We start from the raw sequence: 14,954 nt of genomic DNA on the forward strand, positions 1-14,954 counted from the left end.
TAAAGCTTAGAAGAAAAGTTTAATAAAAAAAACCTTATTCAATTGAGGTCATCTCCCTATTCAGAATCGGTTTCCTTAACCTTGAAATTTTTGAGTTTAAACCTTACAATATCTCCTGGTTTCCAAGTTTGTACCGAGGATTTCAGCAAGATACTCTGTGTTTCATCCAAGAGCTCTCCTTTACAATCATTGGCACATTTATTACAGCGGTTACAGCATACTTTTAATTGCATATGATCACCGAGATACATACACTGCTCTACCATACCACAAAGATGTGGCTCTTCGGCGTTACAAAAATCGGTTTCTTCAGCTCTGAAAAATAAATTCACCTTATCACGATTAATGGATAAGGGACAGTCTTTAGGTCCTCTAACAAATCCGAAGGGTGTTTTAAATCCTCCAGGGGCAACCGTAGCGACAACATTGTTCGATTTTCCAAAAAGCTCAGCCACGTAAGAAGAATTTGGGTTATTGTATAAACTATCCGGCGTATCGAGTTGTAGCAATTTTCCGTTAAGCATTACGGCAATTTTATCGGCGGTAGAAAATGCATCCTTGGTATCGTGTGTTACCAATATGGCGGTAATCCCCATGGCTTTGATGATCTGTCGCACTTCCTCGCGTACTTGGTCGCGCAAAATGGTATCCAAATTACTGAAAGGTTCATCCATCAACAATAATTCTGGTCGTGGTGCCAAGGCTCGAGCCAACGCGACCCGCTGCTGCTGCCCGCCAGAAAGTTGATGCGGGTATTTCTTTACATCTTCCTTTAAGCCGGTCAGTTGAATAGTTTCGTGAACCCGCTGTTCCGTTTCCTTTTTACTAAGACCTTTTAATCCAAAGGCAACGTTCTCAAAAATGGTCAAATGTGGAAACAAGGCATAGTCTTGAAAAACCATTCCTGTTTTGCGTTTATTAGTGGGTACCGACTTCCGACCGCTCACAATGACATCGCCGTCCAATTCAATAGTCCCAGAATTAGGATGCTCCAATCCAGCAATCAAGCGCAACAAGGTTGTTTTGCCTGAACCGCTTTCGCCAACAAGCGCCAAGATCTCTCCTTTCTCCAATGAAAAAGACACGCCATCCACTGCGTTGGTATCGGCGTTCCGATATTGTTTACTAATATTATTTAATTCAATAATCGCCATGGTCATTCATTTTTTCTGCTTTTTTTCATTCCGAAAAGTTGCACTTATGCTGCTCTTCATCCGATTTCAAAAGCTATTGATCGTCATATATCACACCTCATTTTTTCCTACTGATCATATTATTTAATACTATAATTGGTATCACCCCTGTTAACACCACTACCAGAGAGGCATTTGCTGATTCTGCTATCATCTCATTGGTTGCCATATCAAAGGCTTTGGTTGCCAAGGTATGGAAGTTATAAGGTCTCAAAATCAAGGTCAGCGGCAGCTCTTTTAAAATGTCCACAAAGGCCAATAATACGGCTCCCGCTATACTGTTCTTTATCAAAGGTAGATCTATTTTCCACAAAGTCCTTAAAGGCGAAGCGCCCAAGGATCTTGCTACTTCATTTACCGAGGCTCCCGTTTTCTGAAATCCTGCGTCAATAGCATTATACCCTACCGCCATAAACCGAACAATATACGCCACCACTAAGATAAACAATGTTCCTGACAATATCATTCCCAAATTATTGGAGATCGCCCAATTGATACTCCGATCGAGACCCATCATCGGAATCATTACTCCTACTGCAATAACCGCACCAGGGATAGCGTAGCCCAAAGAAGCAGTCCGCGCAATGTGTTTGGTCCACCTTAAGGGACTTAAACGAATAGCATACAACAAAAATATGGAAATTAATGCAATGCCCACTGCCGATCCAATGGCCAAAGAGAAACTCCTAAAAATTAAGATCCCAAATTCAGAATCTACTACATTACGCCAGGTCAGCGATACCCAATAAAAAAGTTGTAGCAGTGGAAAAATAAAACTAATCAGTAAAACCGATAAGCAAAGCCCTGTATACAACCGTCGTGTACTTTTGTATTTAGGCCTAATCCGAAGTGCCGGTTTGGAACTACCACTTCCAGCATTCCAATTTCGACTTCCTCTTTGAATGTTCTCCAACCAGATCAGCACTAAAACGATCACGGTCAGAATTGCAGAGAGATAGATGGCGGTATTGACATCGCCAAAAGAAAACCACGCTCTAAAAATCCCCGACGTAAAGGTGTCTACTCCAAAATACTTAACCGTACCATAATCGTTCAGAACCTCCATTCCCACTAAGGCAATTCCTCCTGCTACTGCTGGTCTCGCCATAGGTAACGCAATTTTTGTGAACATGCGCATCCGGTTACTGCCCAAAAGAAACGCAGCCTCCTGCATGGCTCCCGACTGTCTCATAAAAGATGCCCTACAGATAACATAAACATAGGGAAACAAGCTTATGGACAGGATAAAGATAGCACCGGGCATATTCATGATATCAATAATAGGCCCTTTGAACTGAATATTGAGGTTGTTGCGCAAAAATGCCTGAACCGGTCCTGTATACTCTAAAATCCCCACATAACTATAGGCCATCATATACGATGGAAACGCAAGCGGCAAAATTAATAGCCACTCAAAATACTTACGACCTGGAAAATCATATACTGAAACCAACCAGGCCATACTCACGCCTATAAGAAAGGTGAAAAAGCCAACGCCCAATAATAATAGAAAAGAATTAGCAAAATAAGATGGCAACAATGTGGACGAAATATGCCCCCAGTGTTCACCAGGCCTATCAAAGAGCTTGATAACAATAGTAAAGACGGGGGTTAATACCAAAAGTAGTATTACAATTGCCCCGCCTGTCCATTTATTCCACCAATAGGTGGTTTTTTTTGCCATTTAATTCTGCTAATCATTAATTTGGTCGCTTAAAAGACGTCCAAAATCCATTAATTTTATTTCCAGCCTGCTTCATCAAAAATCATAACGGCCTTACTATTGTATTCGCCAAGCTTATATAGCTCCACGGTATCTGCTTTAAAGTCGCCCCAAGTTTTTAGGATGTCGGCCTTGACAGCATTCGGATTGATTGGATACTCATAGTTTAAGTTGGCCAAAACTTGTTGTGCCTCGTCTCCTGAAAGAAACTCCATTAATTTAATAGCATTGTCTTTGTTAGGGGCATATTTGGTCACACCAATACCGCTGACATTAACGTGTGTACCTCTTCCGTCTTGGTTTGGAAAAATAATACCCACACTCTCACCTGCTTTGCGCTCTTCTACATTCTCATCGTTGATCAACAATCCTATATAATAGGTGTTTACTACTGCGATATCGGCTTCACCAGAAGCAACTGCTTTTACTTGGTCACGGTCGCTACCTTTTGGATTTCTGGCCATATTAGCGACAACACCTTCCGCCCACTCCTTAGCTTTTTCTTCGCCATCAGCTAAAATAATGGAGGCCAACAAGGATTGGTTATAAACATTTTCCGAAGAACGGATTACTATTTTACCTTTCCATTTCGGATCGGTCAAATCTTCATAGGTCTTAATATCCTCTGGATTTACGCGGTCCTTAGCATAAGCAATAATTCTTGCGCGGTAAGTCATTCCGTACCAATGTCCTTCTTTCTCACGAAACTCAGGTGCAATATTGGCTTCCAATACTTCAGAACGAACAGGTTGTAATAAATCTTTTGATTGTGCGCGATAAAGTCGTCCCGCATCAACAGTAATCAGGATATCTGCACTAGAATTTTCGCCTTCCGTCTCGAGACGTTGAATCAATTCATCGGCGCTGGCGTTTACAATATTCACCTTAATACCGGTCTCTTCGGTAAATTTGGTGAAAAGTTCGTCATCAGCCTTATAATGTCTGTGCGTGTAGACATTGACTTCCTCTTTTTTTGGCTTAGAATCACCACATGCCACGACTAAAGTCATTAGACAGATAGCAAATCCAAATTTTAGAATATTACTCATTATGTATAGTGTTTTGGTTTGATTTGCAAAGGTAATCTTATTTAGACTTATTACAAACAAGAAATAAAACGATCCTTTACCTGTATGGTTTCAAGACAACATTATTTTTTTAAAACATCTGAAGGTCAGGATTTTACCGACTCGTTTTTTTTCTAAAATTAATCATGACGACAGCAAATAAGATAATGACAATTCCCAGCCACTGTAAGTTGCTTATCTCCTCATTTAAAACCCAATAGGCACTAAGCACCGAAATTGGGATTTCCAAAGCCGCAATAATACTGCCCAGACCGGTCCCAATTATTGGGAAGCCTTTATTGAACAAAATCGGGGGAAGAATGGTGCCAAAACAACCCAGAAAAACACCCCATGTTATCAAAATAGTCCAATTAAATTCATGCAGAATTTGAGCATTCCAAAACAACACAATAACAATAAATCCTCCATAGACTAAGTACTGGCTTCGTACAAGATTAGGAAACTGTAGCCCAACCCGACTCGTGCCGTACATCATTCCGGTAAATGACATGGCTGCCAACAACCCAAAACCGATACCTTTTAGATTAAGTTCAATGTCAGTTTCAAAAATTTTCGCGGCCAACATCGTTCCGACAATGGCCACAAACGCACCAATTATTTTTCCTCTATTGACCATAGCTCGTGCGGTAAAAAACTCCAAAACCACCCCCATCCAAATCGTCTGCATCAAAAGTATTATTCCAACCGATACGGGCACGTATTGAATGGACAAATAGTAGAAACTACTGGTTAGTCCAGAGAAACCTCCAAACAGCATCAATTTAATTTTAGGATGAATTGACTTGGTTTCAGCTTGCGGTGTCGTCGATTTTTTGGAAAACAAAAACACCAACACACTCAGCACTATAACTCCAACGAAGTATTGGGAGAATGCAAGAGCAGCCGTACCAATACCCTGATTATTGGCATATTTGACAAAGGTTGCCAAAACTCCGTAACTGGTTGCACCAATTGCAACATATAAAACACTTTTTAGCTGAGCATTCATATAAAAAAACAAATGGATTAATAGTTTATTCCAACCAATTGGTTTTAATACCCCAAGGTTCTCGATTTTACTCCATGCAAAACTTGCGCTGGCAAATCTAAACATTTCCACACGATTCTGAAGACGTCAGAGGCTACTCCATTCTGAAAAGACATTCTTGAGGCTATGTTATCACCTAAATTTCATGTGATTTTAATATCATAAGATGACCTTAATAAGTTGAAAAATGCTTAGCTTAGTGTTTAATTATTATCAATCTTTCAACCACCGTTATCCCTTGAAATTTCACACTAAAGCCTCACGCTCAAATTCATTTAGCAAAAGAAAGGCTTGTTGCTTCCTAAAATCGGCCATCGTTCCCACCTGCATTAATGTGTTGGAAGATGCAGTTAGCGATTTGATAATTTTAGACGCTATTACACTATAATTCATGAAAGTCCTGAACTACGAAAATATCATTGTTGGAGGAGGTTTAGCAGGCATATCAACTGCCATTGAGCTCTTAGACCATAACAAAAAAGTGCTCATTATTGAAAGGGACGTGGAAGCGCATTTTGGCGGATTGGCAAAAAGATCCTTTGGCGGTATTTTGTTTTCCGGGACACCTCAGCAAAAAAAAGCTGGAATTAAAGATTCTCCCCAACTCCTTTACGAGGACTGGATGCGTTATGGTAATTTCACCGAAACCGAAAGCTTAGGCGCACAATGGGCCAAATTTTACTCAGAGCATTCCATATCCGTCATTTACAATTGGCTTATTACGAAAAAAGTCGACTTCCTTCCGGTGGTCAATTGGCCTGAACGTGGGATGGATGTCAAGGGAAATTCGGTACCGAGATGGCATATTACCTGGGGAACGGGTTATGATTTAACCCATAAAGTGAGCAATTATTTAGTGAATCATCCCAATAAAGAAATTCTTGAAATAAAGTTTCAACACAAGGTAGAATCAATAATTATCGACAATAAAAAAGCCGTAGGACTCGAAGTCATTGATGAGTTGACTAAAGAAAGATTCAACATCACTTCTGAAAACATCATTATAGCATCCGGTGGTATTATGGGCGGCGATTTAAAATTGGTCAAAAGTCATTGGCCAACGCGGTTCCAGACCCCACCAGATAGTTTATTAAATGGCTCTCACAAATATGCTGATGGCACCCTACATTTAGATTTAGACAAAAAAGGAATCCCTTCAACCAATCTCAATAAACAATGGCATTATGCTGCCGGAATTCCCACCCCCGATCCAGAGAGAGGAAAATTTAGGGATGGTTTGAGTTTAGTTCCGCCACGATCGGCCATTTGGGTCGATGCCACAGGAAAAAGGTTTATGCCTCCACTTGTTGCTTATACAGATACTTCGTATTTTGTTGAACATATCCTAAAAACCAAGGACCAATATTCATGGAGCATTATGAATAGGAAAATTGCCATTAAGGAATTGGCTGTTTCAGGTTCTGATTATATGACGTCTTTTAGAAATCGGGATAAATTGAGATTGATAAAGGACGTTCTCTTTGGAAATAAAGATTTGGTCAATAGATTGATTGAAGAATCTGATCACTTTATTGTGGCCGATACGCTTCCCAATTTGGTGAAAAAGATGAATGAGCAGGATAAAAATAACGTCGTGGATTTAGAAACTCTTGAAAAGGATTTGAAAGCTTATGACGATGAGGTCGATAGAGGTAAAAAGTATTTTAATGACGAACAATTACGGCGTTTGGTGAATTTCAGATTATACAAAGGGGATAAAATCAGAACTTCAAAATTTCAAAAGATTTTAGATCCAAAAGCTGGACCATTGATTGCTGTAAAACAATACATATTAAGTAGAAAAAGCTTGGGAGGCATTCCAACAAACCTCAACTCGCAAGTGATTGATAAGAATGGTGATACGGTCTCGGGATTATACGCCGTAGGTGAATCTGCCGGATTTGGTGGTGGGGGCATTCATGGTTCAAGATCTTTGGAAGGCACTTTTTTAGGATCGTGTATTTTAACAGGCAGAGTTGCCGGTGCACATATCGCAGGAAAAAAACTTTAAAACGAATATTATGAAGAAAACAGGCGCATGGTTACTGGTCAATGCATTGGAGCAATTACCAATATCGCATACCTTTGGTATTCCAGGAGTGCACAATACCGAAATTTATGATGAGCTGAACAAGTCTTCAAAAATCAAACCTATTCTGGTCACTCATGAAGGTGGTGGTGCATTTATGGCCGATGCGGTCAGTCGCACTTCAGAGACTATTGGCACCATGGTTATTGTGCCAGCCGCTGGAATTACTCACGCCCTAAGCGGAATAGGCGAAGCTTTTTTGGATGGGATTCCCATGCTTATTATTTCTGGCGGCATTCGTACCGATGTTGATAAAAGCTATCAACTTCACGAATGGGATATGCATTCGGTATTGAGCGGCATCACTAAAAAAACCTATCATATCAAAAAGCATGAAGACATTATGGCCAGTGTTTTTGAAGCTTATACCATTGCCATCTCTGGAAATCCCGGGCCTGTTTTTATTGAAATACCCACAAATATTCAAATGTTTAAAGGCGAGGTTTCGGAGGTTCTAACGTTTAAGAAACCTGAGCTTAAACCGACGGTCACCGCCACGCAATTGGACGAAGCTGTCAAGATTATTTCAGAATCTAAAAAAGTAGGACTGTTTTTAGGATGGGGCGCAAAAGAGGCAACAGCAACAAGCATCCAAATTGCCGAGAGATTAAATGCTCCAGTATCTACAACTTTGCAAGGATTTAGTGTATTTCCGGGCGATCATGAATTATTTACGGGAATGGGCTTTGGTCCAGCATCCGTACCGGCGTCAGAAAACGCTTTTAAGGATGTAGACTGTTTAATTGCCGTGGGCACGCGATTTGCGGAAATTCCAACAGGCAGTTTTGGAGCCAAAGTACCAGAAAATTTGATCCATATTGATATTGATGAAAATGTATTTGACAAGAATTACAAGAGCAAATTGGCCATTCAAGGCGATGCCAAGTTGGTTTTGGACAGTTTGTTGGCAGAACTCATCAACAAGAATGTTAAAAAATCCAATCCTAATTTAACTAGCTCCATAGCGAAAGACAGACAGGCCTATTTTAAGGAATGGTCAGATTTTAAATTCGACCGAGTCAATCCCTATCACTTTTTCAAGAGTTTAAGAGCACATCTCGACGATGATGCTATTACTGTTTTAGATGATGGCAACCACACGTTTTTGACGGTTGAATTATTTCAAAATCTAAAAAGCAAGCATTTAATTAGTCCCACCGATTTCAATTGTATGGGCTATTGCGTGCCAGCAGCCATTGGGGCAAAATTTGCCAATCCAAATAAACAAGTGGTCGGCATTGTTGGCGATGGGGCCTTTTTGATGACTGGACTCGAATTGTTGACCGCAAAACGAAATGAACTTGGGATTGCAATTTTCGTTTTCCATGACGGTGAGCTTTCCCAAATATCACAGGGTCAAGAAATCCCTTATAATAGAAAGACAGCTACTGTATTGGGCGATTTCAACATTGATGGCATTGCACATGCGGTTGGCGCCGACTATTTAGTTATTGAAAATGACGATCAAATTGACGACATTATCAGTAAGGCTCTCAAAGCAGCGCAATTAAATAAAACGGTCTTGGTAGATGTACATATCGATTATAAAAAACGTACCCGATTTACCCAAGGTGTTGTAAAAAGCGTGTTAGGCAAATTTCCATTGAGCGACAAAGTTCGATTTATTGGTAGAGCGGTAAAGAGAAAGATTCTGGGGTAAAATACTAATTAATTGAAGTTCCATGGCTTTCTGCAAATAATCAGCACGCAAGATATTCAACTAATGGTAAAACGAGATTAAGGAGTTGTTTTATTTTGAAGTTGTGCAGCCGTTAAAAAATACACTCAAAAATTAAATGCTAGGATTAAATTTGTAACTTTGATACTATGGAGTTAAGTTTAGATAATAAAAAAATTGAATTAATTCAATGGTTGTCAACATTGAACGACAAGTCTATAATTGACAAACTAATGAAATTAAGAGAAAATGAAAAAACCGATTGGTGGAAAGAAATTTCAGCTAAAGAAAAAGAATCTATTGAAAAAGGAATTCAAGATGCTGATAACGGAAAATTGACTTCCCACTCAAACGTGAGAGAAATTTATGAAAAGTGGTTATAAGATACTGTGGACTGACCACGCAATCTCTGAATTAAAGGAAACTATTGAATACCTCGAAAACAACTGGACTGAAAAAGAAATAAGTAAGTTTGTCGCAAAATTGGACCACACGATTGAGTTGATCTCGAAAATGCCTGAAATTTTCCCTGAATCATTTAAGAAAAAGAATATCCGTAAAGCTGTCGTTGAAAAACATAACAATCTTTATTATCGAATTAACAAAAATTCAATTGAGATTGTTTCATTATTTTCGAACAGAAAGAACCCAAATAAGAAAAGGATATAAAACCGTTGCACAACAAGATGTGTATAAGTAATGGCTTACCTTCTCCTACTTACAAAATCCTTTACGCTAAAAAGTGACAGGACGAATTTTCCTCTGGCAGGCACCTGTTTAGAATTGTCCGTGACGTCCCACGCCGCTGCCCATACACGAAATGTTGTAGTTTTTATATGACGCAACCTTCGCTCACCAATGGAATCTTTAGAAAAACATCACTATGAGATCAAAAATCTTAATCCTCGTCGGACTTTTCATGATCATCTCTTCTTGCAAAAATGATGATGACAGTTTCCATTCTGAAATAAATGGGGATTATATCGGGATTTTTGAGCGTAATGAAAATACTTCTAAAGTTGAATTGCGTTTTAATAATGGGTCATTTAATGGGCAGAGTGAAATCGAAAAATTCCCAGCAATTTGCAATGGAACTTACTCAATTTCCGGAAACACGATAAGCTTTGTTAATGAGTGCCCTTGGACTGCCGAGTTTGATTGGTCGTTGATTTTGAGCGATGAATGGACTTTTCGTGTAGGTGAAAATTCACTAACAATGACTAATCCGATTGGTGATAAATACACTTTGACCAAACAATAAAATGTCCATCAAAAACATCGTGATCTATGGCTTGGATTAAAGATAACGTTAGAATAACGCCCTTCATCTCACATTCATAAACTTTACCCCAAACTCACCCAAGCCGCATTTTGTTTGTCACTTTCAACGGCGGCATGAATAAACTGCACCCCTCTAATGCCCTCAGAAACGGTTGGATAATCAGGTGTTTCAATTTTCGTAGTCGTTAGGGATGAGTTTACGTGTGTAGCAAAATTCTTATAGACATTGGCAAAGGCTTCCAAATAACCTTCGGGATGTCCAGCCGGAATTCGAGATGCTGCTATAGCTTTTGGATAAAGCTCATGTCCGTTAGGTGTGTATACCACTTTTGGACGGTCTATCCATCGGGTGATCAGTTCATTTGGGTTTTCCTGATGCCACTCCAAACTGCCCTTTTCACCATAAACTCTAATCGAGAAATTATTTTCTTCTCCCACGGCAATTTGGGAAAAAGACATCGTTCCTTTTGCTCCATTTTCTAAGCGCAGTAAGATATTTCCATCATCGTCCAAAAGGCGACCCTTTCCAACCTTACCCAAATCTGCCGCCAGCTCCTTAACTTTTAATCCAGTAACATACTCTATCATATTATGGGCATGGGTCCCGATATCTCCCAAGGCACCACCAACGCCTGATTTTGAAGGATCCACGCGCCAAGCGGCTTGTTTATTGCCCGAATCTTCAACGGCAGTTGCCATCCAACCCTGTAAATAATGGACTTGTACTTTTCTGATTTTTCCAAGATCTCCGTTTTCAACCATGGCTTTTGCCTGTTTCACCATTGGAGTTCCAGGATAATTATGAGTCAATGCAAAATGTAAACCAGTAGATTTTACGAGGTCTTCCAATCTTTTCGCTTCGTCTACAGTTAAGGTCAGCGGTTTATCGCACACCACGTGGAACCCATTTTCCAAGGCCAATTTAGCAGGCGCAAAGTGCATATGGTTAGGTGTTACAATGCTTACAAAATCCATACGAATATCTACTGGCAATTCCTTTTCCTTAAGAATCATTTCTTCAAAACTCCCATAATAGCGATCTTCAGGAAGCAACAATGCCTGTCCTGATGCTTTTGATTTTTCCGCAGTGCTACTAAATGCGCCACAGACCAATTCAATCTTTCCATCAAGGGCAGAAGCTTTCCTGTGTACATCACCAATAAAAGAGCCAATACCTCCACCGATCATTCCCATTCTTAATTTTCTCATATTTTTATAATATATTTTGATATTTTACTTTGAAGTTAAAATTACCTAAACAGAAATTCCTTGTGCGTTAGAATGATAAATTTGATGGAATAACATATGTTGCCAATCAAGATTATTCAGGGCACGAGGAATTTCAATATGTTGAGCTTAGGTTTTTGACCAACCTCTGCTTATAATTCTTTTATCTTAATATTTCTAAACCAAACGTCGTCGCCATGGTCTTGTAATCCAATATAACCTTCGTTGGCTACATCTGCCCAATCCTCATTTAGTTCCGGAAATTTACTTCCAGCAACCAATTCGTTCCATTCTGGTGTCCACAAATGGTATTCGACAACATTGACACCATTTTGCTTATGGACCACAGTGCCATTATACACGGTAATTTCCACTTGATTCCATTCGCCTACAGGTTTGGCGTTTTGTGGTTTTGCAGGAATCAAATCGTATAATGACCCTGCTTGTCTGTCACCGTCTTTACCTAATTTGGCATCAGGATGCTTGTCGTTGTCCAAAATTTGCATTTCAGGAGCCGTTTTCCAGATATAATCCAAGTCTTCCTGACCAAGATAAAAGATGCCGGAATTTCCGCCTTCAGAAATTTTCCACTCTAAGCTCAAGGTGAAGTTCTTAAACTTTCTATCATAGATAATATCGCCGCCATCTTTATGACCGGCTTCGCCTCGACCTGATCCGATACAATGGATAGTCCCGTCAACAATTTTCCAAGCTTCAGGAAAGTGATCCTTTTTATAACCTCGCCAACCTTCTGAAGACGTGCCATCAAAAAGGACGATCCAATCATCACTTTCATCACTTTCAATAGTTTCATTCATAGGTTCGGTTTCTGTTTGAGTTGTTTCTTTCGCCTTTTCTTTACAGCTGGATAAAAATGGCATGAGCACTAAGCTAAAAATTACAATCGCACTTAATTTTTTCATTGGTTTACTATTTTAAATTTATATGTTTTATATTAAAATTCTATATACTAAGCAGGCATATCCGGTAAAGTCCAACCCTCTCTATAGGTGTGTTTTATAAGTTCTTCCGAGTATGCAACTGCATTCATAGGCTCTGTCCAGTCTTTATTAAATGTAGGATGTCCGTCGTGAATCTTAAAGCCGTCCTTGATTACTGTTCTAATTTCTTCATTGGCGCCAATATTAGTAAACTTCATATTTGCACCATCATATTCCAAAATCTTGTTTAAGGCCTGAAGTCTTACCGCCAGGACGCCCATAACAACCATTTCGTTAAAAGGTCCTGCCTCAGCAAAATCAGAGGTTGTTGGTTTTCTACTTTCCGGACTCTCCTTACAAGCGCGCACCCAATCCATTTCGTGTGCACCGCTGGTCCAAGACAATCCCAATTCCTCCTCTACTCTTCTTTCGGTTTTAGGGACATTTATAGATTTACCCGACATTAATTCAGGCTCTATTCCGTAACATCCTACATGAAGGATATCTTTAGTACCATAAAAAAATGTGCCGCCACCCGATTTATTTGGATTTTTTCCGGCCGGCCAATTATCTGGCAACATTGGCTTGATGCCGCCATCATACCAATGCACATCTACCTCCTTCAGATTTATTTTACCCTTTCTTGCCTTTCGCGATGGGAACGTGTATTTAACCGCTTGGGATACCGGTGCAGAATCATTCAATAATAATGACGAACTTCCTTGCACTTTGCTCGGGTATCCTAATTGAAGCCCTTCAAACACAGGGTGCAAGACATGGCAGGCCATATCTCCAAGAGCCCCTGTACCATAATCCCACCAGCCCCGCCAATTCCATGGGTGATATACTTCATTATAAGGTCTCATCTTGGCAGGACCAGTAAATAAATCCCAATCTAAGGTGTCTGGAACCCAATCGCCGCGTTCAGGTGTATTTAATCCTTGTGGCCAGATTGGACGATCCGTAAACGATTCTACTCTTGTGACATCGCCAATAGCGCCACTCCAGAGAATTTCGCAAGTTTTGGCAACACCTTCTCCAGAAGCACCCTGGTTCCCCATCTGTGTAGCCACTTTGTGTTTTTCAGCCAATTTTGTCAATAACCGCGACTCATAAACCGAGTGGGTTAAAGGTTTTTGAAGAAAGACATGCTTGCCCATAGTCATGGCATGTGCCGCAATAATAGCGTGGGTATGATCAGCTGTGGCAATCACAACTGCATCTATATCTTTGCCCATTTCATCAAACATTTTACGCCAATCCCAATATTTTTTCGCCTTGGGAAATGTGCTTGCTGCACCTGCGGCGTACTTCCAATCGACATCACAAAGTGCGACGATATTTTGAGACGCTAAGTTTTTTAGATTAGCAAGACCCATCCCACCAACGCCAATTCCGGCAATATTCAACTTGTCACTCGGTGCAACATGGCCTAGTCCGCTTACTGCATAAGAAGGTATGATGGAAAAAGCCGCCGTAGCTGCCATGGACATGCCTACAAACTTTCGTCTGGACATGGTATGGTCTTTTTTTGTTTTGCTCATAATTTATACGAATTTAGATGAGTTAAGTGTATTTATTTGGAGAGTTCTTTTCCAATTTTTATCAAGAGATCTCGTGTCAATTCAATGCCTTTCTCTTCGCTGACATTGCTGCCTTCAAATTCCACGCCCACATAACCGGTATATCCAGCGTCTTTTACAATTTTCATAAGACGAGGATAGTCAAGTGTCGTTTCATTGCCTTCATCATCAAAATTATAAGACTTTGCACTGACGCCTTTGGCAAAAGGCATCATCTCTTCGGTACCTTTGTATTTATCATATTCTTCTACACAATTTCCTCCCCAATTTCCACCACTATCACGTTTTACACAAAAATTGCCAAAGTCAGGCAAGGTGCCACAATTATCCATATCTATATTTTTTATAACACGAGTTAAAAGATCGGCGTTAGAAGAAAATCCGCCATGGTTTTCAACTATCACATTTATACCTTTAGACTGGCCGTACTCTGCCAACTGCTTTAAACCAATAGTGGCATTTGCAATCCAATCATCCGCATTGTCAGAACCAAATAAATTAACTCTAATGGAGTGACAGCCCAAAAACTCCGCTGCATTGACCCATTTTTTGTGATTTTCAACCGCTTGATTTCTTTCTTCTTCGTCAGATGCAGCCAAATTGCCTTCACCATCAATCATAATCAATACATTTTCAATATCGTGCGCTTCACTTTTTGCTTTTAAGCTATCCAGTAAGGTTTGCATTCCCATGGATTCTATCTTTTTATTGTAAAGTCCCGAAACATATTCAATACCTTCAAACCCCATGGACTTGGCTTTTTCGGCAAAATCCAACGGATCCAATTTATCGCTTCCAATAGCTCTATGCAAAGACCACTGCGCTAATGACAATTTAAAAAAGAGCTCCTTATCCTCATTCAAGACAAGGTCTTTATCAGATTTGGATGCACTTTCTTTACACCCAACAAGTGTAGATGTTACAAGAAACAACAAAAAAAATGGAATAAAAATTTTTCTAATCATGATGCTTTTGGTTTAATCAGTTTAAAATTATTTCTCTCAAAAAATAAAGAGCGATGAATTTACTAAAGTTATATCAGAATTTCACTAAAATGAGTAAGTTTAGCCTTTAATTGATATGCGACCTTAGAAGGTTTGAAACTATTTTCCTTATTTAGTCAG

Annotated in this window: 13 protein-coding genes; 5 read left to right on the forward strand and 8 right to left on the reverse strand. The window is 39.7% G+C overall.

Annotation, left to right across the window (positions count from 1 at the left end):
• Positions 1-56: 56 nt before the first annotated feature.
• The 4 genes from H3Z82_RS16810 to H3Z82_RS16825 form a co-directional block, all read right to left on the reverse strand.
• A complete protein-coding gene (locus tag H3Z82_RS16810; protein ID WP_182206664.1) occupies positions 57-1,154 on the reverse strand; it encodes an ABC transporter ATP-binding protein in 1,098 nt (365 codons plus the stop codon).
• 97 nt (positions 1,155-1,251) lie between these two features.
• Positions 1,252-2,877: an ABC transporter permease gene (locus H3Z82_RS16815; RefSeq protein ID WP_182206665.1), complete on the reverse strand. Its 1,626-nt coding sequence runs from the start codon at positions 2,875-2,877 to the stop codon at positions 1,252-1,254.
• Between the two features lie 56 nt (positions 2,878-2,933).
• Positions 2,934-3,965: a Fe(3+) ABC transporter substrate-binding protein gene (locus H3Z82_RS16820; protein ID WP_182206666.1), complete on the reverse strand. Its 1,032-nt coding sequence runs from the start codon at positions 3,963-3,965 to the stop codon at positions 2,934-2,936.
• A gap of 133 nt (positions 3,966-4,098) precedes the next feature.
• Positions 4,099-5,097, reverse strand: coding sequence for an EamA family transporter (locus tag H3Z82_RS16825; protein ID WP_235982479.1), 999 nt, complete (start codon positions 5,095-5,097; stop codon positions 4,099-4,101).
• A 325-nt stretch (positions 5,098-5,422) separates the two neighbouring features.
• Here H3Z82_RS16825 and H3Z82_RS16830 point away from each other — a divergent pair, with 325 nt between their 5' ends.
• The 5 genes from H3Z82_RS16830 to H3Z82_RS16850 all read left to right on the forward strand — a co-directional run bounded on the left by H3Z82_RS16830 (position 5,423) and on the right by H3Z82_RS16850 (position 10,059).
• Positions 5,423-7,042 (forward strand): FAD-binding protein, encoded by a 1,620-nt coding sequence (locus H3Z82_RS16830; RefSeq protein ID WP_182206667.1) that lies wholly within the window; start codon positions 5,423-5,425, stop codon positions 7,040-7,042.
• A gap of 10 nt (positions 7,043-7,052) precedes the next feature.
• Entirely contained in the window at positions 7,053-8,780 is a 1,728-nt protein-coding gene (locus H3Z82_RS16835) for a thiamine pyrophosphate-binding protein (protein WP_182206668.1), read from the forward strand.
• A gap of 167 nt (positions 8,781-8,947) precedes the next feature.
• Positions 8,948-9,181, forward strand: a complete 234-nt coding sequence (locus H3Z82_RS16840; protein WP_182206669.1) for a hypothetical protein — start codon at positions 8,948-8,950, stop codon at positions 9,179-9,181.
• On the forward strand, positions 9,165-9,467 hold the full coding sequence (locus H3Z82_RS16845; protein ID WP_182206670.1) for a type II toxin-antitoxin system RelE/ParE family toxin: 303 nt from the start codon (positions 9,165-9,167) through the stop codon (positions 9,465-9,467). Before H3Z82_RS16840 ends, H3Z82_RS16845 begins: the two co-directional genes overlap by 17 nt.
• Before the next feature lie 214 nt (positions 9,468-9,681).
• A complete protein-coding gene (locus tag H3Z82_RS16850; RefSeq protein WP_182206671.1) occupies positions 9,682-10,059 on the forward strand; it encodes a hypothetical protein in 378 nt (125 codons plus the stop codon).
• Positions 10,060-10,142: 83 nt separating this feature from the next.
• Here the strand turns inward: H3Z82_RS16850 and H3Z82_RS16855 are convergent, their stop codons facing one another.
• The 4 genes from H3Z82_RS16855 to H3Z82_RS16870 form a co-directional block, all read right to left on the reverse strand.
• Positions 10,143-11,288 (reverse strand): Gfo/Idh/MocA family protein, encoded by a 1,146-nt coding sequence (locus tag H3Z82_RS16855; RefSeq protein WP_182206672.1) that lies wholly within the window; start codon positions 11,286-11,288, stop codon positions 10,143-10,145.
• Between the two features lie 170 nt (positions 11,289-11,458).
• Complete coding sequence (locus H3Z82_RS16860) at positions 11,459-12,229, reverse strand: 3-keto-disaccharide hydrolase (protein ID WP_182206673.1); 771 nt, start codon at positions 12,227-12,229, stop codon at positions 11,459-11,461.
• A 47-nt stretch (positions 12,230-12,276) separates the two neighbouring features.
• A complete protein-coding gene (locus H3Z82_RS16865; RefSeq protein WP_182206674.1) occupies positions 12,277-13,791 on the reverse strand; it encodes a Gfo/Idh/MocA family protein in 1,515 nt (504 codons plus the stop codon).
• Between the two features lie 32 nt (positions 13,792-13,823).
• A complete protein-coding gene (locus H3Z82_RS16870) occupies positions 13,824-14,795 on the reverse strand; it encodes a sugar phosphate isomerase/epimerase family protein (protein ID WP_182206675.1) in 972 nt (323 codons plus the stop codon).
• Between the last annotated feature and the right edge of the window lie 159 nt (positions 14,796-14,954).

It is taken from the genome of Gelidibacter maritimus, from assembly GCF_014062315.1.
Taxonomy (GTDB): Bacteria; Bacteroidota; Bacteroidia; order Flavobacteriales; family Flavobacteriaceae; genus Gelidibacter; species Gelidibacter maritimus.

Excerpts from the sequence above, each read along its gene's own strand:
- H3Z82_RS16845 (WP_182206670.1), top strand. The coding sequence starts at position 9,165 with ATGAAAAGTGGTTATAAGATACTGTGGACTGACCACGCAATCTCTGAA.
- H3Z82_RS16815 (WP_182206665.1), bottom strand. The coding sequence starts at position 2,877 with ATGGCAAAAAAAACCACCTATTGGTGGAATAAATGGACAGGCGGGGCA.
- H3Z82_RS16820 (WP_182206666.1), bottom strand. The coding sequence starts at position 3,965 with ATGAGTAATATTCTAAAATTTGGATTTGCTATCTGTCTAATGACTTTA.
- H3Z82_RS16850 (WP_182206671.1), top strand. The coding sequence starts at position 9,682 with ATGAGATCAAAAATCTTAATCCTCGTCGGACTTTTCATGATCATCTCT.
- H3Z82_RS16825 (WP_235982479.1), bottom strand. The coding sequence starts at position 5,097 with ATGTTTAGATTTGCCAGCGCAAGTTTTGCATGGAGTAAAATCGAGAAC.
- H3Z82_RS16830 (WP_182206667.1), top strand. The coding sequence starts at position 5,423 with ATGAAAGTCCTGAACTACGAAAATATCATTGTTGGAGGAGGTTTAGCA.
- H3Z82_RS16835 (WP_182206668.1), top strand. The coding sequence starts at position 7,053 with ATGAAGAAAACAGGCGCATGGTTACTGGTCAATGCATTGGAGCAATTA.
- H3Z82_RS16810 (WP_182206664.1), bottom strand. The coding sequence starts at position 1,154 with ATGGCGATTATTGAATTAAATAATATTAGTAAACAATATCGGAACGCC.
- H3Z82_RS16870 (WP_182206675.1), bottom strand. The coding sequence starts at position 14,795 with ATGATTAGAAAAATTTTTATTCCATTTTTTTTGTTGTTTCTTGTAACA.
- H3Z82_RS16840 (WP_182206669.1), top strand. The coding sequence starts at position 8,948 with ATGGAGTTAAGTTTAGATAATAAAAAAATTGAATTAATTCAATGGTTG.
- H3Z82_RS16860 (WP_182206673.1), bottom strand. The coding sequence starts at position 12,229 with ATGAAAAAATTAAGTGCGATTGTAATTTTTAGCTTAGTGCTCATGCCA.
- H3Z82_RS16855 (WP_182206672.1), bottom strand. The coding sequence starts at position 11,288 with ATGAGAAAATTAAGAATGGGAATGATCGGTGGAGGTATTGGCTCTTTT.
- H3Z82_RS16865 (WP_182206674.1), bottom strand. The coding sequence starts at position 13,791 with ATGAGCAAAACAAAAAAAGACCATACCATGTCCAGACGAAAGTTTGTA.